This window comes from Candidatus Poribacteria bacterium, from assembly GCA_026702755.1.
Taxonomy (GTDB): Bacteria; Poribacteria; WGA-4E; order WGA-4E; family WGA-3G; genus WGA-3G.
The window spans coordinates 69,241-93,816 of the sequence record JAPPBX010000117.1; the positions used below are offsets into that span (position 1 = coordinate 69,241).

Annotated in this window: 23 protein-coding genes; 18 read left to right on the plus strand and 5 right to left on the minus strand. The window is 47.2% G+C overall.

Features of this window, described 5'->3' with window-relative positions; all coding sequences use genetic code 11:
* The 12 genes from OXH39_23400 to OXH39_23455 all read left to right on the plus strand — a co-directional run bounded on the left by OXH39_23400 (position 1) and on the right by OXH39_23455 (position 12,098).
* On the plus strand, positions 1-774 hold the full coding sequence (locus OXH39_23400; GenBank protein ID MCY3553416.1) for a glucose 1-dehydrogenase: 774 nt from the start codon (positions 1-3) through the stop codon (positions 772-774).
* Positions 775-1,044: 270 nt separating this feature from the next.
* Positions 1,045-1,842: an SDR family NAD(P)-dependent oxidoreductase gene (locus tag OXH39_23405; GenBank protein MCY3553417.1), complete on the plus strand. Its 798-nt coding sequence runs from the start codon at positions 1,045-1,047 to the stop codon at positions 1,840-1,842.
* Between the two features lie 27 nt (positions 1,843-1,869).
* Positions 1,870-2,403 carry a 2'-5' RNA ligase family protein gene (locus OXH39_23410; protein MCY3553418.1) on the plus strand — a complete coding sequence of 178 codons (534 nt, stop codon included), beginning with the start codon at positions 1,870-1,872 and terminating at the stop codon, positions 2,401-2,403.
* Between the two features lie 136 nt (positions 2,404-2,539).
* Entirely contained in the window at positions 2,540-3,724 is a 1,185-nt protein-coding gene (locus OXH39_23415) for an ABC transporter substrate-binding protein (GenBank protein ID MCY3553419.1), read from the plus strand.
* Between the two features lie 551 nt (positions 3,725-4,275).
* Positions 4,276-5,643, plus strand: a complete 1,368-nt coding sequence (locus tag OXH39_23420; protein MCY3553420.1) for a restriction endonuclease subunit S — start codon at positions 4,276-4,278, stop codon at positions 5,641-5,643.
* Between the two features lie 159 nt (positions 5,644-5,802).
* Positions 5,803-6,042: a hypothetical protein gene (locus OXH39_23425; GenBank protein MCY3553421.1), complete on the plus strand. Its 240-nt coding sequence runs from the start codon at positions 5,803-5,805 to the stop codon at positions 6,040-6,042.
* A 31-nt stretch (positions 6,043-6,073) separates the two neighbouring features.
* Entirely contained in the window at positions 6,074-6,331 is a 258-nt protein-coding gene (locus OXH39_23430; protein ID MCY3553422.1) for a hypothetical protein, read from the plus strand.
* A 39-nt stretch (positions 6,332-6,370) separates the two neighbouring features.
* Complete coding sequence (locus tag OXH39_23435; protein ID MCY3553423.1) at positions 6,371-7,540, plus strand: AAA family ATPase; 1,170 nt, start codon at positions 6,371-6,373, stop codon at positions 7,538-7,540.
* A complete protein-coding gene (locus tag OXH39_23440) occupies positions 7,537-8,100 on the plus strand; it encodes a hypothetical protein (protein MCY3553424.1) in 564 nt (187 codons plus the stop codon). The genes OXH39_23435 and OXH39_23440 overlap by 4 nt, the downstream gene beginning before the upstream one ends.
* Before the next feature lie 22 nt (positions 8,101-8,122).
* Entirely contained in the window at positions 8,123-8,443 is a 321-nt protein-coding gene (locus OXH39_23445; GenBank protein MCY3553425.1) for a UPF0175 family protein, read from the plus strand.
* A 5-nt stretch (positions 8,444-8,448) separates the two neighbouring features.
* Entirely contained in the window at positions 8,449-8,940 is a 492-nt protein-coding gene (locus OXH39_23450; protein ID MCY3553426.1) for a hypothetical protein, read from the plus strand.
* The gene (locus tag OXH39_23455; protein MCY3553427.1) at positions 8,937-12,098 is read left to right on the plus strand and encodes a type I restriction endonuclease subunit R; all 3,162 of its coding nucleotides are present in this window, start codon (positions 8,937-8,939) and stop codon (positions 12,096-12,098) included. The genes OXH39_23450 and OXH39_23455 overlap by 4 nt, the downstream gene beginning before the upstream one ends.
* Before the next feature lie 46 nt (positions 12,099-12,144).
* On the opposite strand, the gene OXH39_23460 is transcribed toward OXH39_23455, so the two are convergent.
* From OXH39_23460 to OXH39_23480, 5 genes are all read right to left on the minus strand, one after another.
* The gene (locus OXH39_23460; GenBank protein ID MCY3553428.1) at positions 12,145-13,347 is read right to left on the minus strand and encodes a 6-phosphofructokinase; all 1,203 of its coding nucleotides are present in this window, start codon (positions 13,345-13,347) and stop codon (positions 12,145-12,147) included.
* 117 nt (positions 13,348-13,464) lie between these two features.
* Positions 13,465-15,024, minus strand: a complete 1,560-nt coding sequence (locus tag OXH39_23465; GenBank protein MCY3553429.1) for a thiamine pyrophosphate-binding protein — start codon at positions 15,022-15,024, stop codon at positions 13,465-13,467.
* A 36-nt stretch (positions 15,025-15,060) separates the two neighbouring features.
* A complete protein-coding gene (locus OXH39_23470; GenBank protein ID MCY3553430.1) occupies positions 15,061-16,554 on the minus strand; it encodes a tetratricopeptide repeat protein in 1,494 nt (497 codons plus the stop codon).
* A gap of 77 nt (positions 16,555-16,631) precedes the next feature.
* The gene (locus tag OXH39_23475; protein MCY3553431.1) at positions 16,632-17,045 is read right to left on the minus strand and encodes a hypothetical protein; all 414 of its coding nucleotides are present in this window, start codon (positions 17,043-17,045) and stop codon (positions 16,632-16,634) included.
* 52 nt (positions 17,046-17,097) lie between these two features.
* A complete protein-coding gene (locus OXH39_23480; protein MCY3553432.1) occupies positions 17,098-18,912 on the minus strand; it encodes a hypothetical protein in 1,815 nt (604 codons plus the stop codon).
* 175 nt (positions 18,913-19,087) lie between these two features.
* Between OXH39_23480 and OXH39_23485 the strand changes: the two genes are divergently transcribed.
* From OXH39_23485 to OXH39_23510, 6 genes are all read left to right on the plus strand, one after another.
* Positions 19,088-20,338, plus strand: coding sequence for an ABC transporter permease (locus tag OXH39_23485; protein ID MCY3553433.1), 1,251 nt, complete (start codon positions 19,088-19,090; stop codon positions 20,336-20,338).
* Positions 20,339-20,350: 12 nt separating this feature from the next.
* Positions 20,351-21,589, plus strand: coding sequence for an ABC transporter permease (locus tag OXH39_23490; GenBank protein MCY3553434.1), 1,239 nt, complete (start codon positions 20,351-20,353; stop codon positions 21,587-21,589).
* 19 nt (positions 21,590-21,608) lie between these two features.
* Positions 21,609-22,538, plus strand: a complete 930-nt coding sequence (locus OXH39_23495) for a hypothetical protein (GenBank protein MCY3553435.1) — start codon at positions 21,609-21,611, stop codon at positions 22,536-22,538.
* Positions 22,539-22,561: 23 nt separating this feature from the next.
* The gene (locus OXH39_23500; protein ID MCY3553436.1) at positions 22,562-22,789 is read left to right on the plus strand and encodes a DUF2283 domain-containing protein; all 228 of its coding nucleotides are present in this window, start codon (positions 22,562-22,564) and stop codon (positions 22,787-22,789) included.
* A gap of 95 nt (positions 22,790-22,884) precedes the next feature.
* Positions 22,885-23,733 carry a hypothetical protein gene (locus OXH39_23505; GenBank protein MCY3553437.1) on the plus strand — a complete coding sequence of 283 codons (849 nt, stop codon included), beginning with the start codon at positions 22,885-22,887 and terminating at the stop codon, positions 23,731-23,733.
* Positions 23,730-24,576: DNA adenine methylase (locus OXH39_23510; GenBank protein ID MCY3553438.1), on the plus strand; the 847-nt coding region annotated here is incomplete at its 3' end. The genes OXH39_23505 and OXH39_23510, both read left to right, overlap by 4 nt.

Here is a 24,576-nt window from a genome sequence, read left to right on the forward strand (position 1 = left end):
ATGCTACTCAAGGATCGCGTTTGCATTGTAACCGGTGGAAGTTCAGGCATCGGACGAGGTATTGCACTCGAATTTGCCCGTGAGGGTGCGCGTGTTGCCGTTGTTGATAGGCAAGAGACACCCCTTCGCGGCAAGTATCACGAAACCGATGTCACAACACCAACCGTTGCAGAGATCGAAAAACTCGGCGCGCAGGGTATCTTCCTCCAAACCGATGTCGCTGACGAAGCGCAGGTCGCTGACGCTATCCAGCAAACTGTCGAACACTTTGGTGGACTTGATATTCTCGTCAATAACGCCGGTATCCACATCCCGGGTGGCGCGCAGGAGATTTCAATCGCTGACTGGGACAAGGTTGTGGGTGTCAACCTCCGCGGTGTTTTCGTCGCGACGAAACTCGCTATTCCTCACCTAAAGCAATCGAAATTTGGAAGGATTATCCAGATCGCCTCTGTCCATGCCTACGGAGGCGGCGCGGGACCTGCGTATGCCCCCGCTAAGGCTGCGCTCGTCAATATGGTTCGAGATACGGCGTTAGAAATCGGGCAATTCGGTATAACCGTCAATGCTATCTGTCCCGGTTATATTGAGACAGCAATTCAGGATTACCTCACCCCGGAACAGATCCAAGAGGCGTTGGAAAAGACAGCCTTGCCGCGCTTCGGTCTACCGAGAGACATCGGACGTGCCTGTGTCTTTCTCGCCTCCGACGATGCGGAATGGGTCACCGGTGCTTCTCTGCTCGTTGATGGTGGATTCGCTGCAGGCGTGTAGAAAAACTGTATTTCTTCTGTAGGAGCGAGTTTTACTCGCGACTGTTGTAGGAGCGAGTTTTACTCGCGACTGTTGTAGGAGCGAGTTTTACTCGCGACTGTTATAGTAGCCCGTAGGTTGGGTTGAACGGAATTTTACTGAAAACCACATAGACAAGATAACCTCAAATTCGTCAAGAAATCTGAGATCACCAAGAGACGGGTGAAACCCAACGCATTTTCTGATCGCTGATGGAAACCGCCCGCCGACAGCCCATTAAAGGAAAACATAATGCAAACAAACCCATGGGGAACAATCCGTTTTACAGATAAAGTCGCATTGATAACCGGTGGTGCCTCCGGTATCGGCAGAGCAACGGCGAACCGCCTTGCAGCTGAAGGCGCACAGGTTATCATCGCTGATAACAACGCCGAGATGGCGCGTAAGGCAGTCGCCGAAATCCAAGAATCAGGTGGGAAGGCACTTTTTATAGAAGTTGATCTTGCTGATGATGACAGCGTTATCGCCGCTGCGCGGACTGTTGCCGAAAAGTTTTCTGCCCTTCATGCTCTTGTCAACAACGCCGCTATCTTGAGAAGCGGCAAAATTGAAGACGGCGCGTGGCTACCCAATTGGGAACCCGAAACCGCGATTGGTCTCCGAGGCTGGGTGCTGATAACACAACATCTGTTACCACTACTGAAAAAAGAGGATGCCGCGATTGTTAACCTCTCATCGGAAGGCGGATTCCTCGGTAGACCTGGACAGTGGGTCTACGATGCAATCAAAGCGGGACTCGTCTCTCTCACGAAAACAATGGCTACCGAATTCGTCGAATACGGTATCCGAGTCAACGCTATTGCGCCCGGGTGGATTGTTACGGAGATGCATTTCGGTAAAGCACCTGACCCTGCTGCTCGTAAAAAGGAATTAGAGGAAACCGCGATCAATTCGTGTATCATGAAACGGCTTGCTAAACCAGAGGAGGTTGCTGCCGCGATCGCTTTTCTCCTCAGCGAAGATGCTTCTTACATCACAGGACAGACGCTACACGTTGATGGTGGTCGTTGGGGAATGTCCGTCGGTTGATGATTACTGACAGCTATTATTTCACTTATGCCAACTAAAACCCACACCACAGCCGTCGTTCTCATCCCACCAGAAACGGTGCAGCCGCTTATCCAAGCCATCCGCCAGATTCACGACCGGAACTTCAGGCGATGGATGCCACACATAACATTGCTTTATCCGTTCACAGAACGTCGCGATTTCGCCTCTGTTATCCCCGCGCTCATAAAAACCGCGGAACAAGTGTCACCTGTTTCCGTTGAGTTTACGCGCTTTGACGCTTTCAAACACCGCAAATCGTGTACGATGTTCCTTGTTCCAGAACCCGAAGACGAGATCGTGCGATTACACAGTGTCCTGTTGGAACATCTACCAGACTATGACGACACGGCGCGGTTTGCCTGTGGATTCCATCCACATCTCTCGGTCGGGCAATTCCAGCACCGTTCCCTGCCATCCGAACAACAGCGACTCCAAACCGAATGGCAACCGGTCCGGTGTGAAATAGAAGCAATTAGTCTCATTTATCGCTCCCCTGAAACAGATGATAAATTCGTCGTCGCAGAGCAGTTCGATTTCTGACATCAATTTGCAAATCGAAGTGCAGCGCATTATAATATTGTAGGTCAAATTAACTTGAGGTCGTATCGTTTTTCTTTGGTTTAGCGGAGCGGTCCGACAATAGCATATCAATCTTAATTCAGAAAAGGAATTAGTAGTGAACACAAAAACTTTTATCTCGATTTTCCTAACCTTAATCGCAATCTTAATCATATCCGTTTCTGGATGCGAACGAATACAGCAGGTTATCCTATCCGAACCCGTTCCCTCAGACACGGTGTCCACCGTCAAAGTTGGCGTAATTCAACCCTCGAGACTGGCTCCCAATTTCACCAAGGGCGCAGAACTTGCACGTTCTCAGATTAACGAGGCTGGTGGACTGCTGGGAATGCAGGTCGAATTTATCGTCATGGATAATCAACGCGAGCGGGACTTCCCGGATGCCGCGGAAAGTGTCCGCATCGCCCAATTACTGATTGAACAAGAGGGGGTTGTCGCAATCCTCGGGCCCCTCCTCTCAACGAATTCCATGCAGGTCGGACCGGTTGTTTCTCTGCTTCGGCGACCCATAATTACCGGTTCCTCCGGTGAGAAAGTAACCTCAACAGGCGAATTCGTGTTTATTACGGTGACTCCGTCCTCGGTTCAGGGCATGAAAACAGCGCAATTCGCATTGGATCCGACAGAACGCAACGCGAAAACCGCCGCAACCATCCGTCAGGCAGGCGATGTATACTCCGGTGCAGTTGCGGATGCCTTTGAGGAGAATTTCCAAAAGCTCGGTGGGGAACTCGTCGCGCGTGAGGTCTATCAACACGGCGATAGAGACTTCACCGCGCAGTTGACAAAGATTAAAGCCGGGGCACCGGATGTGCTTCTCGTTGCCGGTTTTAGCCCAGAAATTCCGCTGTTTGCATTGCAAGCGAGGAATATGGGGGTTGACGCAACTTTTATCGGGACCAACGGTTGGGATGAACCCGACAAACTCCTCGGCACTTTAGATGACAACACACCGTTAGAAGGTTCTTACTTTACGAGAGGTTTCAATATCGAATCTGTCAGTGCAGCTGCTTTCGTTAAAGCCTACACCGCAATGTATATGGAGCCACCGGACGGTCCCTCGGCGTGGGGCTACGATGCGATGTCGTTACTGGCACTCGCCATCGAAAACGCTGAGACATTGGAACCTGATGCCATTCGGGATGCCTTGGCGAACACGACTGACTATCAAGGTGCAACGGCTATCTCCCATTTTGATGAGAATCGGCATCCTGTCAAGTACCTTGAACTCTACACAATTCGCAATGGGAAGATTGAACTCTACAAGGTTATTACGCCGTAACAACAAACCTTGTCCAAAACCGGTAGGTGCGGTTTCCTAATCGCCCCATGGGTGTCAATTTAGGGTTCCGTGCTCCCGTAGGTTGGGTTGAACGGCATTGAAAATCAAAGGTGGGTATTTCAAAATACATCAAACTTAATATACCCGCATAGACATAGAGAAACCGAGTGAAACCCAACACTCTTTGCGTCAAACGCTACAAATATAGCGGTAGGTTCGCGTTGGGTTTCGCTGTTTCCTTGATTGATAGCATGGTATAGGGTGGTAAAAGTGCTTGGGATATCCGTATCACTTTTTTCGGTTCCGCTCAACCCAACCTACGATGCTGCCGGTTTAAACTCCACAAATGGATTATCCCATAAAAACCCTGTTTAACCTCGTAGAGGCGACATGTTTATAGAGGGTGTGTGTCCCCTCGGTCTACAACCCCGTAGGGGTGGCATATTTATAGAAACGCGTGCCTTTTGTTTTCAGCCCCGTAGGGGCGACATCTGTATAGCATCTATCCAGATTTTCTCAATAGTCTTATGAGCAAGCAGAGCGAAGAAATTATGAAAAAAGAAGATAAAAAACGAGATCCAATGCCGCCTCCCGATGCAACACCAGACGAGATCGGCGAATTTTGGGATACACATAGCCTTGCCGATTATTGGGATGAAACCCAAGAAGTAGAAGTTCAGGTTAACCTAAAGCCACATAAAAGAGAAAACAGGATGAGAGACACAATTCGTTTTGGCGATTTTGTTGAAGTTAATCCGCGCATCCGGTTAGAGAAGGGAAAAGAGTATCCGTACATTGAAATGGCTGATGTTAATCCAGGCAATGGATTTGTTTTCCCACAGAAAAAACGGGTTTACAAAGGTGGGGGTTCGCGGTTTCAATCTGGTGATACGCTTTTTGCGCGTATTACACCTTGTTTAGAAAATGGGAAGATCGTCCGATGCATGCATACAAGTAATGGACCTTGTTTTGGATCGACTGAATTCTTTATCTTTCGTGGTAAGCCCAATGTATCAGACTCAACTTATATATTTTACTTGGCTCTGAGCCCTATGATTCGAGAACCTGCTGTGAAAAGTATGACGGGGGCATCAGGACGGCAGCGCGCTATATTGTCATCCGTTGAAGACATCCATGTTCCAGCCTATTCTCTCGCAACCCAACGCAAAATCGCCGCTGTCCTCTCTGCCTACGATGATCTCATCGAAAACAACACCCGCCGCATCAAAATCCTTGAAGACATGGTACAAACCCTCTACCAAGAATGGTTCGTCCATTTCCGATTTCCCGGACATGAGAACGTTCCTATGGTAGAATCACCGTTGGGCCCAATACCGGAAGGGTGGGCGATTAAGAGTTTTGGCGAGGTTTCCCTTAACTTTGATCGCCAGCGTAAGCCACTATCAGGACGGGTTAGGTCAACAATGCAAGGCGAATATCCATATTATGGTGCTGCTAAAGTCTTAGACCATATTAATGATTATCTATTTGATGGAAGGTATTTGTTGATTGGAGAGGATGGTAGCGTTGTTACTGAAGAAGGAAAACCTGTACTGCAATTAGTAACAGGTAAGTTTTGGGTGAATAATCATACGCATGTTATCCAAGGAAAGGCACCAATTTCGACAAATTTTCTTTATGTGTTTATGTCTAATGTAGTTATTTCAGGTTATGTTACAGGTACTGCACAGCCAAAGATTAACCAGCAAAACTTGAATAGAATTCCGGTCATTATGCCTCCACAGAGTCTATTAGAAAAATTTAACCAAATGGTTGAACCTTGTTTTGACAATATCGTTGCCTTAAACCTTAAAAGCACAAACCTCAGTGAAACCCGTGACCTCCTCCTCCCCAAGCTCATCTCCGGTGAGATTGATATATCCGAACTTGACATTGACACGGCTCCTAAAAGCAATTGATATATACAACACGACGGTGTATAATTTGCAATAACGGCATTAGGAGGAGACTTATGCGCGATGTCAACGCTCGGCATCTTGTTGATTGTGTTGGAAAATGCCCGTATAAGTAGGTAGAGGGGCTTAACCATTCGTAGTATTCAGGAAGGAGAAAATGAGATGAGTGGAACCACTGAATTAGCAACTGATCAAGAAGGATTATCAAAAGATAAGCAGCTGCCCCCGCGTGATACTATAAATCAAACGGATGCTGAACGAAAGGCACTTATGGATTACGCCGAGGCACAACTTCGGAAGTTATCCGCGTCTCGAGGTTTAGATTGGGATAGAGTGAGCGATGAGGAGCGCATATATTTTGTTGATGACCTCATCCACGAGGACCGCGCGTGCAAACGTTAGCCGTTTACGACACAAGATATCGGAGGAAATCGTGCAAGAATCTTCTATCATCCAATACTTTAGTGAGAAAAGTTTTGAGCAAGGCATCGAACAAGGTAAAAAACAGCAAGCCGTTGAAGCGATCCTCACGGTGCTGGAGGTTCGCTTTCAGACCGATGTCGCCGAGAAACTAAAGCCTTTTCTTAGAGTCATTGACGATCTGCAGCGTCTGGATCAGTTAAACCGGGTTGCTGCACGTGCCTCAAACATTAAAGAATTTACGGATGCGCTCTTGAACCTTAAAAACTGAGCTGTACGAACGTTTAATCCCTATATGGAGATGAAACCTATGTCCGAACAGAAAGCGTTTTTAGAGAAAGTTCATATTAAAAACTACCGTAGTTTACGGAATGTTACGCTTCCGCTCAAGTCTCTGACGGTTCTTGTCGGTCCGAATGCAAGTGGGAAATCGAATACTTTGAACGCATTACGCCTTTTCCAGGGGATCCTGAGTGTTGAAACCCCTCCTACAAAGGCAAATTTTCTCAGAGATCGCCTTTGGGTAGGCGGAGGCGACCACATCACTTGCGAACTACATGCCAAGGTGAAAGAGAAATTAGCACAATATACATTGGTGTTTAAAACTAAAGATGAAGATCTTTCTATTGACGAAGAATTATTGGTTAACAGCGTAAAAGTTATCTCAATTCAGAATGGAGAAGGACAAGTTCAGGATGAAAATAGTAAGAATGCAACGAAATACACATCCAATAAACTCGCTTTGAGATCTGCTGGTGATTATGGACATAAACCTGTTACGAGTGCGTTAACAGCGTTTATTCAAGGATGGGAATTTTATGACTTTGAACCAAACTACATGCGAACTAATTCTGATAGATCTTCTGTTAAAAAAGAAACTCTTGATTCTCAAAAACTTGGTAGCTATGGTACAGGGGTACCGGACATACTCCAGGACTGGTATGAAAATTCGCCAGAGGATTTCCAATACGTTAGTGAAGCCTTAGCAGCTGTCACGAATATCAATATAGACTACTGCAAAATTGATGGCGGATCCCAACTCTGCCTTCTTGAAGGATATAAGAAACCGATACCTTTAACAAATGCCTCTGATGGAACATTGCGTCTTCTTGCATATAATACCTTGCTCAATCAATCTAAATTACCGCCGCTGATTACCATTGAGGAACCGGAGCGGAATTTACACCCTGGTGCCCTGAAGGATATTGCATACATACTTGAGCGTCTTGCTGAACGAACACAGGTGATTATTACTACGCATAGTTCTCAACTCCTTGATACCTTCAGTTCTAAGAGTTTATCAGATTCGCTCGGTGTTTTGCTGTTGCGCAACCGCCCCAAACTCGGCACAGAAGTACTCAACATTGAAAATATCCGTGATAAGCGTGAAGCATTTGCTGACTGGATCGCTGATTTTGGAATCGGCAGTGCGGTTTTCGACAGTGGACTGCTACAAGATCTCATGGAGGAACCGATATGATAAGCATCCGAATCTGGAGTTTGGAATCTGACCGAGATGCCAAAGCAGTCAAATTTTTGGAAAATGAATTTATCAGATTCAGGCATCTTGGGGATATCGCTATCCGAACAGCCGGAAGAAGTACACTTCGCAAGTGTCATAGGAAAGGCACGCCTATAAGCAGCAGCCTAAGGAAGGCGATTGAGCATTATCTCAAGCAGGATGATTATATTATTTTTATCGTTGATTCCGATCAGCAACGACAGGATGGGTCAAAACCTCTTGCTAATGAGGTTAAACGAATCGTCAAAAATTGTAATTTGTCTGATAAGGTGTTTTTCGCGCCCGACATTCAAAAAGACGAATCTGCCATACCAACGCAGTGGCAAGACATCGTTTCGCACTTTCGCTCTGAAGTTGAAAGTGAGCGCAAAAGGTTTCGGGAGGAGTGGGATAGGACCTTAGCATATTTCCACAATGTCTTTGCCGATATTCCAGAGGAGGAAGTGATGCGTCATTTTGAGGAAGCACTTGCAGAGGTGAGACGTGAACGCGCCGAAGCCGCAGATATTCACAAATAAATTCTGAATGGAGCAGATCCCAATGATTCAAATTTCTGAACCGATAACACTTGAAAAACTATTGCCGTTGATACGAAAGCTGCCCAAAACTGAGCGCGAGCAGTTGCGTAAGTCCCTTGAAGAGGAATCACAGTTGGATGCCGCGATTGTGTTATATCAAAACGGTGAAGTGACGCTCGGGAGAGCTGCTGAGTTGGCTGGCATCCACCGTTTTGAGTTTGAAGAGGCTTTGGCAGCAAGGGGTATATGGAAAATCGTCGAAGTTGATTCAGCAGAAGCATTGAAAGAGGGAGTCTCTCTTATAAAAAGCCTTCATAAATCAAACGTTAGCACAGAGGAATAGTAGTTTTGGTTTTTGTTGATACCGATGTGCTTTCAATTTTCGCCAAAATTGAGCGTTTGCCATTGCTATTTGTCGTTTTTGACCAAGAGACGCTTAATATTGCTGAGGCAGTAGAAAATGAGGTCAAAATAGGGGTATCAAAAGGATTCTCTTTTTCTAACGACATCATCGCATTGCAAACGCACGGACAGGTTCGCACATATCATACAACGCTCGCGGATCAGGAGTTTATGAGTTCCTTACCACAAACGCTTGGTGCAGGAGAGAGTGAATCTATGGCACTCTGTAAACGCTTCGCCGCGATTTTTGCAAGCAACGAACGACGAGTAATGCACTATTGTAAGGCAAACGAGATTCATTGCATAGACTTAGTTCGGATTTTACGAGCATTCTGGGAGTTACAAATTTTGACCCAAACCGATGTGCGGAAAGTTATAACAGAGATTGAGACAGAAGACCAACTCAAATTTCGATCTATTGACCCGATTTTCAAATGAACCCATACAGCGAAGATGAACTCATAGAACAACCCGCTATCAGCCTACTTGAAAGGATGGGGTGGGAGACGCTGAACTGCTACAGCGAATTTGAACAAACCGAAGGGAGTCCACTCGGTAGACAAACAAAATCAGAAGTCGTCCTCACCTCTCGACTGCGCCCCGCGTTAGTCCAACTCAACCCCGACGCAACCGAAGATACCATTACCAAAGCGATTGAGCAACTCACCGACTCCCGCGCACTGATGAGTGCTGTCGAAGCCAACCGTGAGATATACACCCTCCTGAAAGATGGCGTGAAGGTTTCCCTTAGCGAGCCAGACACTGAAGGCGAGACCGTCGAAGTGCTGCAGGTGATTGACTGGGAAAACCCGGAAAACAACGATTTCTTCGCTGCATCCCAATTCCATATTACTGGCGACATGTATATGAGACGACCAGATATAGTATGTTTCGTCAACGGAATTCCCTTGGTCCTGATGGAATTCAAACGGATTGACGTAAGCCTCAAAGCCGCTTATGATGACAACCTCCGAGACTACAAAGATACCATCCGACACCTCTTTTGGTACAACGCCTTTATTGTGCTCTCTAACGGGACCGAGAGTAAGGTAGGCAGCCTCACCGCCAGTTGGGAACATTTTGCTGATTGGAAGCGCGTTCACACTGAAGACGAACCGTCCAAGGTCTCTTTAGAGACGATTCTGCAGGCACTCTGTGAACCGCAACGCTTACTTGATGTCATCGAAAACTTTATCCTATTTATGGAGGCGCAAGGCGGATTAATCAAGATTCTCGCCAAGAACCATCAATACCTCGGTGTCAACAACACGATTGAATCCCTGAAGGAGATTGAAGATAATCAGGGTAAGCTTGGTGTCTTTTGGCATACGCAGGGGAGCGGGAAAAGCATCTCGATGCTCTTCTTTGCACAGAAGGTGCTCAGAAAAGTACCGGGAAACTGGACATTCGTTGTCGTTACGGATCGCAAGGAATTGGACGACCAAATCTACAAGACCTTCGCGAGTACGAGTGGTGTCCTGACACAGCAGGGGGTGCATGCAGAAGATATAAAGCATCTCCGCCAACTCCTCGGTGAAGACCATCGCTATATCTTTACCCTCATTCACAAATTCCAGACGCAAGGCAGCGAGCGGCACCCCGTTCTCTCTGACCGGTCAGACATCGTCGTCATCACCGATGAAGCGCATCGAAGTCAATACGACACACTCGCCTTGAATATGCGCACCGCACTCCCTAACGCTGCATTCGTCGCGTTTACAGGGACACCGCTTATGGCGGGTGAAGAAAAGACAAAATCGGTCTTCGGTGCCTATGTGAGTATTTACGATTTTAACCAATCTATCGTTGACGGTGCAACCGTGCCTCTCTACTACGAAAACCGGGTGCCAGCCCTACAGTTGATAAATGAAGAGTTCAACGAAGACATGGAACAGGTCCTTGAGGATGCCGAGTTGGATGAGGCACAAGAGGCAAAAATTGAACGCGAGTTTGGCAGAGAGTATCATCTCATCACGCGAGATGAGCGATTAGAAACCGTCGCTGAAGATATTGTTGAACATTTTATGGGCAGAGGCTACCGAGGGAAAGCCATGGTCATCTCAATCGACAAAGCCACTGCTGTCAAGATGTTCGACAAGGTTCAGAAACATTGGCAGCAGTACATTGAACGTCTAAAATCGGAGATGACCACACAGACCGGTAGCGAGCGGCTCTTCTCAGAGGAAAGGGTTCGCTATATGGAAGAGACCGATATGGCAGTCGTCGTTTCTCCGGGGCAAAACGAAATTGATGACCTCAGCCAAAAGGGAGCGGACATTGGACCCCACCGTGCCCGTATGAACGCTGAGGATTTGGACACCAAATTCAAGGATGCCAATGATCCTTTCCGAATTGTTTTCGTCTGTGCGATGTGGATCACAGGTTTCGATGTGCCTTCTTGTTCTACAATCTATCTTGATAAACCGCAACGGAACCACACCTTGATGCAGACCATTGCCAGAGCCAACCGTGTCTTCGGTGATAAAAACAACGGCTTAATTGTTGACTACATCGGGGTTTTCCGTTATCTTGAAAAAGCGTTGGCGATTTATGCGACCGGTGCCGATACGGAAGGAAACCAGAAACCGATTGCGGATAAGTCGAAACTGGTCGAAAGGCTCAGAGAGGCAATCGCTGAAACCTCCGAATTCTGTCGAGGTCTCGGTATTGACTTCGCAGCAGCCCAAACCGACGACGCTTTGCAAAACATTAACCAAATTCAAGAGGCGATGGATGCCATCTTGGAAAACGATGAGACCAAACGAAACTATTTGCAACACGCGACGAACATCACGAAACTATACAAGGCAATTCTACCCGACCCCGATGCACACGCGTTTACCAGAATCTGCCAACTTACCAGTGTTATCGCACAGAAAATCAAAAATTTAACACCCTCGACTGACATCTCAGGTGTGATGATAGGCGTTGAAGACCTACTCGACCGATCAATTGCACCTGAAGGTTTTCTCATTCCGATACCACCTGACAGTTATGATAGCGAACCGATAGATTTGAGCCAGATTGACTTTGACCAGCTAAGCGAACAATTTCAGACGGAACACAAACGCGTTGAGGCGGAGAGACTCAGAGGCGCGATCAACGGTAAACTCGCCGCGATGATTCGTCTCAATAGGAGTCGGATGAATTATCAACAGAAATTTGAGCAGATGATCGCGGAATACAACGCGGGGACCATTGATGTTGATGATTTCTTTGAGGGACTTTTTAACTTCGCTGGTGAACTCCATCAGGAAGACCAACGCGCTGATGCGGAAGAATTCTCGGAAGAAGAATTGGCGGTGTTTGATCTCTTGAGGCAACCTGAGCTGCGGCTAACCCTTGCTGAACGAGATGAGGTAAAAACTGCTGTGCGGAAATTGCTTGAGACGCTCAAGCGAGAGAAGTTGGTCTTGGATTGGCGTAAACGGACACAGTCGAAGGCGGAAGTGAAAGAGACTGTTGACAACATACTTGATGATGAACTGCCACAACCTTACACCCCTGAACTGTTCAATCAGAAATCTGGGGCGGTTTATCAACACATCTACGATTCTTACTACGGTGAAGGGAAAAGCATCTATACGCAGAATTAAAGGCGCGGTTTCAAACCGCGCCTGTATTTACTGAAAATCCTGATTTTTATTCAATCTCGTCAATCTCAATCAATCGATCATCCAGAGACACATCTGGACGCGGGAGATCACCGAAAAGCGGACGGAAGTATCCAACACCTGCGGGGGATATCTGATACCGTTCCTCATCGTAGAACCGTAAATCAAGGTCCCTTCGGACAACATGTCCAGACGCATCCCGTTTGAGTACCTGCTCTAACGGCAACAGCGTCGGTTCAATGCCGACCTCTGTTCGCGTAATCGTTGCGACACCGTTGAACATCCCGTCTGAGAGTGCTTGCACCGCCATAGCCCCAGCCTTCATAGCGATGTCTCTATCCAATGGTATCGGGCTACCGCACCTCTGGAGATAACCGAGGATCAAAGCACGAAACGCCGACTCTGAAATCTCGGGAAGCAGTTTTTTCATCGTCTCAACGATAATTTCTGAACACCCTCCCGGTTTCGTATGCCCAAAAGCATCAAGTTCCTCTTGTGAAGTAATCATCAGTTCCCCAGCATCATTCCGAATCCCTTCCGACACGACGACGATGACGTTCCCTTGTGCTGCATGTTTTTCGCGAATCGCTTCTGCCAGTTTATCCGGTTGATATGGGATTTCGGGGACAACGATAAGATCCGCTTGCCCGTAGGCTGCAGATAGCGTTAACCAACCCGCATCTCTCCCCATGGCTTCAACAACAATCACACGATCGTGGGAGTAGGTCGTTGTCCGCAGATCTTGGACGTAATTGATGACTCTGTTCGCAGATGACGGGAAGCCGGGACAGAAATAGTTCACCATCTTGGAGTAATCGACAGCATCCCCTTCAGGTGGATTGATACCCACATCGTTATCAATTGTTTTAGTGACAAACGTGGTTGTGAACTGATCGGACAGTGCGGTTCCGACCGTCAAAGTATCATCACCACCTATCGGAATCAGACCGCTAATATCCAGTTTCTTCAGATTACTGACTGCCTCATCTAACTTATTATCTTTGATTAGATTCGTACGTGAACTCTTTAATAACGTTCCACCTCGGTTTTCGTCAATCAGGTCGGGTGTCAGCGTAAAGTAGCGTCCACCTTTCAAAACACCACGCCATCCTTCCATAAATCCGACCAGTTCAAAACCGAGTTCTTCGGATTTCAATGCGATGCCTTTGAGGGTGGCGTTGAGCGCGCTCGTATCGCCGCCCCCTGTTAGAACACCGATTTTTTTTGCCATACCAAACTCCTTTATATTGGCTTTCAGTTTTCGGTCTTCGGCTTTCGGTCAAGAGATTGTTTCTCTTCTACGGATAACTAACAGCCGATAGCCATTAGAACGATTGTGCGATATGGATTACTTAATCACTTCGAGGAGAACCGGCTTATCCAATGCGAGTGCCTTTTCAAACGTTGGCTTAAAGTCTCCTGGGTCTTCAACACGTAATCCAACCGCACCGAACGATTCCGCAAACTGCACGAAATCAGGGTTGACCAATTCGACACCGATCCGTTTACCGAAACGTCGAAGCTGCCCGCGTTCAATTGAGGTGTACTGATTGTCGTTCATCACGAGCGTCACAACCGGTAGGTTATACATCACCGCGGTTGCGAAATCCGGGCACGTCATTAAAAACCCGCCATCACCGCTTAGCGCGACGACTTTCCGCTCAGGATACGCAACTTGTGCACCGATAGCACCCGTCAATCCGATTCCCATTGCCACAGATACACCGGAGAAGATGTAACTTCCCGGATGATAACAGGGGAAATGCTGCAGGGCACCGTAGCCGGTGATGTTAACGTCAACCGACAAGATGGCATCGTGAGGCAGGACATCGCGCATCTCTTGGAGGATTTGAGGGCGTTCAATCGCCATGAATTGTCGGTGTAATTCGCGTAACCCGTCACCCCAACCGCCTGTGTGTTTCTCATCGCGTAGCGCAGTGTTCAATTGGCGTAAAACCAGTTTCGGATTCGCACCAATACCAACAGTCGCCGGATATTCCTTATGAATCTCTTCAGGGTCCGCTTCAATATGCAACAAGGGTTGTGGAATCTTGAGGCTCCAGTTGCCGGTATCACGATAGTTGAATCTGGTGCCAACAGCAACGATGAGATCGGAGGCATCCATTGCTGCTTGGGCGATGCCGTCTCGGAAGATACCGATGGAATACGGCGAGTCTTCCGGCACTGAACCCTTTCCAAAACCTGTCATCACGATGGGCGCGTCAAGTCGTTGTGCGAACTCCAGTATTTCCGCGGTCGCACGCGTATGGTTGATACCGCCACCTGCAACGATCAACGGACGTTCCGAGGTGTTCAACAGTGCTACTGCTGCGTCTACATCTTGCGGACTTGCTGTTGTCTGGATACCGTTGTTGTATGGAGGGATTGGCAAGTCTGCCTCGGCATCCAATGCGTCTTTTGCCAGTTCAATCAGCACAGGTCCAGGTCTCCCTGAACGCAGCGCACTGAAACTCCGATTGACGGCATCGGGAATCTGGTCTACCCGATGGATTATCTCCAGATGTTTCGTCATCGGTGTGAAGGCAGCTCTCTGATCCAACCCATGGAAACTCTTTTTCGGATCCCGTGATGCCAAATAGGATGGATTCTGTCCGGTAATCCAAAGCACAGGCGAAGACGCTGTGTTTGCTTCGCCTATACCGATAGAGGCGTTGTTTGAACCGGGCCCCGGCACAGTCATACAGACACCAACATCGCCTGTCGCGCGCGCGTAGCCGTCCGCCATAAATGATGCGCCGCCTTCGTGCCGTGTGACGTAATGCTGGATGCTGTCTTGATTGTTGTATAGCGATTCATAAACGGTGTCTAAATGGTTTCCCGGTAAACCGAAAATAACCTTAACACCTTGTGCTTTCAAGCACTCAACAAACATATCTCCACCTGTCATAATAACTCCTTTTCTATAGTCTTGTACCTACTGAATCTATGCGGCTGAGTCGAGTGCCTTCGCTTTCTCAAAGTCAGCCTCTGCTGCTTCTTGTTGACCTAATTTCTCCTTCACATACCCGCGATTCCGATGCGCCTTGACATGCTTCGGATTTAACTGAATCGCTTTATCCAGATCTGCAATCGCCGCTTGATAGTGACTCTCTGCTTCCTGTAAATTTCCGCAATCAGACTCGGATTGACCTAAGCGGTACTTCGCAAGCCCGCGATTGTTGTAAGCGGCAGTATACTTTGGATTTAGCCGGATAGCCTCCGTACAATCGGCAACTGCCCCGCGCAAATGATATTTCGCTTTTTCTGGATTCTCTCGGCGCAACTCACGCCGTCCCAAGGCATTCTGCGAAAGTGCCCGATTGCTGTAGGCGGAAGCGTATTCTGGGTTTAACCAGATCGCCTTATCAAAACTATCCATTGCGGCTTCGTACGCGCGTCCATCATTTTTTCCGCGTCCGTCTTTGTAGTAATCCTCTGCCACATCTCCGTTTATCCGCGTTGCTTTCTCAAAGTCGGCTTTTGCAGCATCCCTTTCACCGAGTGCTTCCATTGCAAACCCGCGATCGAGGTAGCTTATTGCTGTCTCCGGATAGAGTCGGATGGCGGCATCGAAATCTGCAATTGCATTGTCATAGTCACCAAGGGCAGCCCTTGCAGCCCCGCGAGTATGGTAGGCAGCACTGCTATTCTTATCTGCTGAGGCTAACTGGATAGCGACATCACTGTCAACGACCGCGCTTTGATAGTACCATTCGGCTTCTCCACTGTTCTCTCGTTCAGTTACAATTTGCCCGAGGAGATATTTTGTCCAGCCGCGGACATTATAGGCTGAGGCAAACTTTGGTTCCCATTCAATGAGATGCGTAAAGTCGGCGATCGCCGCGTGATAGTGCTTTCGGGCTGCTGCTATATCCCCGTGTTCGACTTTGGACGCGCCACTTCGCATCTTTGCGTTTGCGCGGGCGTACATTGCCTTTGAGTTGTCTAACCATCGTAAGGGGATTAGAAATAGTTGAGCGAACATTCGCTTCCTGAAAGCCCGGAAAGTTGGCAGAGAATAATTCGTTGACATGAGTCGATAAGCCTTCACCCGGTCCATAAGGAGTGCTATACCATCAAGCGAGTCAAACTGCTTATAGTCCCCCTTAGTATTGAGCCTTACCAATTTAGATTGCGTCTCACTACGGGCTGTATAGGCGTTAGGTATATCCGGGTTAAGATTGATAGCTTCATTATAGGCGGCAAGAGCACTTTCAAAATCGTCTCCTGCTTGATGCGCTATGCCCTTTTTATATTCAAGATAGGCACGTATTCGCGGGCGGTTTTGCCATTCCGTTAAAGACTGAACTTTCGTCCGTTCTGCCGCCGTGAGCAATGCTTTGAGCGCTTTTGAAGGGACAGCATACCCCTTACCCTTACCGGGTTTGAAGCTGCCCCGCGAAAGCACGGCTATAACTTCGCCTTCGTTGTTTAGCAAAGGGCACCCACTCCACCCAGGTCCTGCAGCAGGTATATGTAACCGAAGCCATTTATCCTTTTTCTCAATACACCGTACTATAGCCGCTGCGTTGTTTTCCTTGTCCCCGTCGTAGCCGATGGCACAAATGCGCGCTTTTTTTTTACAGTCTCACTGTTGCCAAGGGGGAAAGGGATCTCCTCTTCCGAAACTTTTAGAACAGTGAGATCATTCTTTTCATCAAACGCTGTGATGCCTTCAATTGTGTACGCGGCTCCTGTGTCAACATGCTTTGCGGTAATGCTCATGGCACCTTCTAAAACGTGAAAACTTGTCGTAATTTGATCACGTTCCACAAAGAAACCACTACAAGTACTAACGTTAACTTCGTATTTGTTGCTGCCGAGATACTTCTGAAAAGTCTCTGCCTCCAAAATCGCCATGGTTCCTTGGATCTTTTGGGGGATTTTTTGGGCATGCTGCTGATGTGAGTTCTCTTTTTTTGATGTCATAAGGCATCTGTCCTTTGTAAAATCTATTGTTTTAGCCGAGTGTTTCCTTACCTTAGGAAACCACGAAAAGCCTTGCCTGTCTCGGGGCAAATGTACAGTTCAGATATGTTTTTCCATCGGCGTGCCAAAAGTCGATGCTCTCTCTGACATTCTTAGGTAGATCCCACTCCGCGAGATGGGATGCCTTCCGGTGTATTTCAATCAAGGTATCAATTGATTCAGTCCCTGTATGGAAAAGATAAAAAAGTTCAGATTTCTCTGCCACCCGATGGTGTATTTGAACGGTATTCGTTGCTTCGTTTTTAGGTTTTAGATACACCGATACGGTAGGACGTACCCATTTGCGGAGGCATTTTTCGAGTTTCACCTTTTTCTCATCGGGTGGACCACGGAGAATAGTCGTACGCCGTCCATAGATGAGTTGCTCCAGCGGATACGGCTCCAGTCCAATCCTCCCATTAAGCAGATACGGTATCGGTTCGTCTGCTATCAATCTGCCTTTCGCTTTTGTGAATGCCTTTAGGCATTTAACGCTCTCCTCTTGGAGCGATATGCAACTCGGAAGTAGAACGACACTATAGATTTCCTGAGTGCCCATCTGGTTGTTGAAAAAACTGAGTCCGCCACTTCTGCTACTACGACCTCCTGTGCTTACAATTTCTGCTGCGCTCAGCTCCTGCTCCGAGACGATCCTGAAATCGTATCCCAATTCCCAGACGCTTTGGCACAACCATCCCCACGCTTTTGTCAATCCATTCCACTGTTTCTCATCAGGTTTTGTCCAGAGACTCTGTGTCGGTGCCACCATAAGGAGGGGTCTCTTCGGATAGCCATGCGATAACGTTTCCGTTATAGAGATGGATTCCGGTATCGCAGCACGATCTCCGTTTATCCACAGATTAAAGCCGAGGCTTGCCTCTTCAAGCACTGTCTTTTTATTCCTTTTATCAGTTTCCTTCCGTGAAATGCCGGCATATTGTGTGTCGCTGCAGACCCACTTTGCAACGACGAATCGTTTGGGTGTATCTATTTCCGCGGTTTTTAGAATCGGGCAATCCACGTGTGCCAACATTGCGCTGAGTTCAAATTCTAATGTCTTTGCACTTGTAGGGAGGCTTAAGGCAAATTGTAACGCCTCCTGATGACAGAAATCGCGGATACCACCAAGAAAGCAGGTTGCAAATCGCGTCGTCACTTCACGCCAAAACGTATTCCTGACCGCTGCTGAGTTATAGGTTTCATAGAACACTAAAGGGAGATATTTCGTAAGTGTTTCCCTTATCGTGTTTGACAGCTTAGGACTCCACGGGACCGACGATGTTTCTCCGCCCAAAACGCTTGCGAGTGAAAGAAACCTTGGTAATTCACAGGTGAAACCGACAAGATGTTTTTTGCCGTGAGCCTTTAAATAGTTTGCCAGTACTTGTTCCGTGAACCTTGAAACGCCGGTATCGCTTAAAAGATCCGCTGCCGCGCCTTCCGTCTGGTAGATATTAATCACTGTTCGCCCGCGGAGCCGTTCAGCAATTGCGAGATCACCTGCGACACATTTTTGGACGTAGTCGCTGATGTTATAGCAGGGAGCCTCTGCTTGCGGTTCCGCAATTAAGTAGTGCTGTCCGAGTTCTGGACTGTGCTGTAGGTAGGACTGCCGAAGTGTTGCTTGGATTGCTGTTGGTTCAGCATCGCCAAAGGAATATTCTACGGCGTTCAACCGATATCGCGTTTCCAGTAATCCAGACGGTAGCGCAACCCATGCGCGCTCGCCTCGTCGCAGCAATCGGGTTAATTCTGCCCGATGCGCCGCTGCTCCTTGTCCGCTCCGCCACGATAGGATACTGCCCGCGTCAAAAGAATCCGTCTGCACAACTATCTACTCCCAGTTATGAAACCCAAAAGATTTGCAACGCTTAGCGTTCTGTGATATACTTTTAACACTGACAGAAGGGTGAAGGTTTGCGAGTTTTCTCCATATTTTGTATTAAGAGTTTAGCACACCTTGAGAATTCGTGCAATCAAAAGTTTTCTTGTGAAGGATAGACATGAACATACTGGAAAATCTCATCTCAGCATTTTCTGTGCTTCGCGGGAGCAAACTCCGTACGATTCTCACACTTTTGGGAATTACGATCGGTATTGCGGGTGTGATAGCGATGATGTCTTTCGGCGCGGGTGCCGAGAAACTCCTTATGTCCGAGATCAACAATATCGGTGGACCGAGTATGTTCGGTGTTTATCGTCCTGGGTATGTCCGAAAGAACAACCGTTGGCAACGCAACAACAGCCCACATCATTTAGAGATGAAAGACCTTCGCGACGTTCTGGCGGAATGTCCGTCCGTTGAAGTTGCCACCGTTGAAGGCAGCTACTACATCAGTCTCGGTGTTGATGGGAAATTTCAGAAAACCTATCTCCGCGCAACAACAAAGGAATACCAAGACGTTCGCGAATGGCAGACACAATACGGCAGATTCCTCGCTGACACTGACATGGACACTTGGACAAAGGTCTGTGTTATCGGTTCAAAGATTTGGAAAGAGCAGTTTAAAGGACAGGATCCGATCGGTAAGGAAGTCATCATCAACAATCATGGGAACAACAAACGTTTTACTGTTATCGGGATCATGGAGAGCCGAGGGGATGGGTTAGAGCGAGGAAAGAGCGACGACAATATGCTCTTTATTCCCATTACGACCGCACAGAAACGGTTTTGGGGACACGATCACGTTGGACATATCATGGTGCGTGCTAAGAGTCCACTCTTAGTCGATCAAGCGTTGAAAGAGGTAAAGACTATTATTATGCGCAACCACGGTGGTGACGACACTTTTTTCCGAACGTGGTCGGCGAAAAAGGGAATCGAACATGCGAAAAGAATGATTTTTATCATAGAATCGGTTCTCGTGGTTATTGCGTCTGTTGCGTTGATTGTTGCAGGTATCGGCATTCTGAATATCATGCTCGTCTCGGTGACAGAGCGGATACCCGAAATTGGACTCCGAAAAGCAGTCGGCGCGAAGAGTTTTAACATCCGTTTGCAATTCCTCACGGAATCTGTGTTGTTGTGTCTGATTGGAAGTTTACTGGGCATTGCGTTCGGTGCTGTGGTTGGGCAAGGCTTCGCGTGGGTGGTTGCTCAGTTCATTCCAGAGCTTGCTTGGCCCTCTGTGCTTACGCTGGAGGCGATCTCCATCTCTGTCGGCGCAGGTGCAGCCGTCGGTATCTTCTTTGGCTATTATCCCGCCAGCCAAGCCGCGAAAATGACCCCCATTGATGCTATCCGTCATACATAATAGGGAGCGAAAGTGCAAATCTTAGAGAATCTCATCTCAGCGTTTTCCGTGCTTCGCGGGAGTAAACTCCGTACGATTCTCACGCTTTTGGGGATTACCATCGGTATTGCCGGTGTGATAGCGATGATGTCTTTCGGCGCAGGTGCTGAAAAACTCATGATGGCAGAGATTGAGAATATCGGTGGTCCGAGTATGTTCGGTGTTTATCGTCCCGGATATGTCCGAAAGAATGACCGTTGGCAACGCAACAACAGCCCACATTACTTAGAGATGCGGGATCTGCACGACATTCTGGCGGACTGCCCCTCCGTTGAAGTCGCCACCGTTGAAAGAAGTCACCCCATTGACTTTGAAGTTGAGGGTAAGCACCAACGGACCTACCTCCGCGCAACAACAAAGGAATACCAAGCCGTCCGACGATGGCAGACTGAATACGGTAGATTTCTCGCCGATACCGATATGGACTTCTGGAATAAGGTTTGCGTCATCGGGGCAAGGGTCTGGAAAGAGCAATTTAAAGGGCAGAATCCGATTGGCGAGGAAGTCAGCATTAACAATAGACGCTTTACCGTTATTGGCGTTATGGAGAGCCGTGGGGATGGGTTAGAACAGGGCAGAAGTGACGATAACATGATCTTTATCCCAATTACCACTGCCCAGACCCGCTTTGGTGGACGGAATCGGGTTGGTGCTATTATGGCACGTGCCAAGAGTATTGATTTAGTTGAGCAGGCACTCAAAGAGGTGAAGACCGTGATTATGCGTAACCACGGTGGCGACGAGACGTTTTTCCGAACATGGAACGCGAAAAAGGGAATTGAAGGCGGAAAAAGGATCATTTTTATTATAGAGATGGTGCTCGTGATTATTGCGTCTGTTGCGTTGATTGTTGCTGGCATCGGTATTCTGAATATCATGCTCGTCTCGGTGACGGAACGGATACCCGAAATTGGGCTTCGGAAAGCGGTAGGTGCAAAAAGCTTTGATATTCGGTTACAGTTTCTCACGGAATCCGTGTTATTGTGTCTGATTGGGAGTCTACTCGGTATTGCGTTTGGTGCTGTGGTTGGAAACGGTTTTGCATGGGCGGTGGGTCACTTCTTTAATGAGCTTTCCTGGCCCGCAGTCATTACTCTGAGAGCCGTGCTGATTTCAGTTGGTGCGGGCGCGGCCGTAGGTATCTTCTTCGGCTACTATCCCGCCAGCCAAGCCGCTAAGATGACACCGATTGATGCTATTCGGCATACGTAATCAACCAATTGGAGAAATAATGCCTATTTTCAGATTAGAAGGTGAAGACATGTCTGAGGCAAGACTCGTCATAGCGCAAGAGACAAATCTTGAACTCGAAAGTCATCTGGAAGATTGGCTTGAAAACAGTCCTCAGGCTCTTACTCAAGAACCGCTTCTCTGGATTGGGAGGCAAACAAGTGCTTCAGTTGAAGATAGAACTATCTTTCCAGATTTACTCGGAGTTGATGCTGAAGGAAACCTGATTATCGTTGAACTCAAACGAGACGAGGCTCCCCGCGAAGTCGTAGCACAATTATTTGAATATGCAGCATGGGCAAATGAACTTTCAGATTCCCAAATTCATAGGATTGCCGAAACTTATTTTGCAACTCGCAGTGAGGTCCAAGATAAAACTTTCGATGATGTGTTCAGAATTGTATTTGATATACTTGAAACCGATGAACTTCCTCCGCTAAATCGGGTTTTACGTTTATTCATAGTAGCTGAAGAAATACCAACACGAATAGCACAGGTTTGTCGATTTCTTCGGACCTCATATAGTATGAATATCGTCTGTATAGATGTTTCAACCTTTCAAACAGAATCTAATGAACGAATTATAAGTATGGAAGCAAAGGTTGGAAATGAAGAACTTAACACTTCCAGAAACCAGAGGCAAGCTGTTATCCAGATCTCCCGATGGTCAGAAGACCAATCAACACAAGAAGTGCTGCGGGATGTAGTACAAGGGTTGACAAACGGAGATGTCAATGTTGTTTTTAAACAGAAAGATATTTTGGAGAAATATCCGAACTTCAATGTGAATACCTTAAGACGCGTTATTATAGAGGACTGTGCTAACGGTCCACCACCCAATGATAATATCGTTATCAACCCCCATGGTAAATATTGGTGGGTCGCCAGAGGAGAGTATCGTCTGTATGATCCTGCCAGAGACAAGGGGTAGAACGATGATGATTAGGTTAGTTGATGAATAAACAGAAGATGACGTATTTTGAGAAAGAAGATATATCGCATCTCGTGATTTCCGATGATCCTGAAAGCGACAGTTTAGAGTTGAGCCCTAATATCACTGCTGAACTGAATGAGAATGGTGAACTTATCGAAATTGAGATTCTCAACGCAAGTGCTTTCATTCAGGATGCGGTCTTGAATACGGATTTCGCTGAAGGGATTTCTTTGGTTAACAAAAGTTAATGGGTCTGGTCGTTTTGCTTTTTTTGACAGATTTCTTCAGACGTGTTAGTATGTTTACGACTTTGGTTGTTGATTCTGCAAAAAAGGAAGGCTTCATGAACAATAACAATCCTTACGATGATTTCACTACTCGTTTGAAGTTGCTGGTTAGCAAGCATCCACAGTTGATCACAACTACTCTCAGTAATATTTTTACTATGAGGCTCCTTGGAAACAAAACTCATGGAGATTTAGCGGAAATTGGCATCTGTGAATTTATTAATCAATATATGTATGATTTCAAATCTATTCACGTTGGCAAAGATCTCTATCGGGCAAAATCAAAAGAAGAAGACATCAAAATTATCAACGAAATTACTGAAGACGAGTTCCCAGTTAGTCTTAAAGCTTACGGTCATGGTCCGCTCCAACTGTCAACCGACAAAAATTCTCTCATGTTTCCAAAACTGACGCAAACCGGAAGAGAGATAAAGGATCAGGACACCATCCAAAATCTTTTAAAGGATACTGCTTTTGCTGAGTTTGATAGCATCAACGTGTTACCTTTAATCTACGATGAGAAGAGACAACGGTGCAATATACTTGTATTTGATTGGAAACGTGCAGTGAATGAAACCTCTTATATCATCAGAGAGGAAAGTGGCAGAGGCAGAAAACATCCCGTTTACCGATTTTACGATAGTAGTGGTAATTATATATGTGAGGTGCGCTATGGTGATGCTACTGCTAACGCACTTCAACGTGGTCTGTGGACTCATACTAAGAATGCCCTGAAGTATTTCGACAGTGTTACCAACGGATGGATTATTTACTCACATAATCTGTCTCTTGTCAAACTTTTTTCTCATGCCCTAGTGTCTTCAGAAACGGGACATGTCTCAGCGTTTGAGGAGATTAAAGAAGATATTGCAAATATGAAGCAAGGATTGGGAGTGGAAACATGAAACAGGTGCTCCCTCTCTTCAAAGATTTTGTACTCAATCCGCCTACTACTGAAGGCATCAAATACATCGGTTCCAAACTGAAACTCATTCCACAAGTGCTGGAACTTGTCAAAAAAGTCAACGCCAAAACAATCCTTGACGGCTTCTCAGGTACAACCCGCGTCTCACAGGTGCTTGCCAAACTCGGCTATACCGTTATCTGCAACGACATTGCGCCTTGGTCAGCGGTTTTCGGTACGTGCTATCTTCTCAACACGAAACCGAGAGAAGCGTATCAATCCCTCATTGATCATCTCAACGCCGTACCACCTATTGATGGCTGGTTCACGGAGCATTACGGCGGACACGCTAATGGTGGCTATGCTGTCCAAGCGGATGGACTTAAGAAACCGTGGCAGCTTCACAACACCCGCAAATTAGATGCGATTCGACAAGAGATAGAAACCCTCAATCTTGATCCAGTCGAAAAAGCGGTGGCACTCACAAGTTTGATGCTGGCACTTGACCGCGTTGACAGTACGATCGGACATTTTTCTGCGTATCTCAAAGAATGGGCACCTCGTGCCTATAAGGAATTGGTGCTTGAGGTGCCGGAAGTTTTCACGTCAGCAGGCAAACATCAGGTTTATCAAACCGACATTTTTGAACTCGTGCCGCGTGTTTCTGTTGACCTTGCCTACTTCGATCCACCCTACGGTTCAAACAACGAGAAGATGCCTCCCTCTCGCGTCAGATATGCCGCCTACTACCACCTCTGGAAAAGCGTTGTCATCTTTGATAAACCCACACTTTTCGGCAAAGCAAAACGGCGAGAAGATACATCAGATCGCCTCGCCGCGTCTG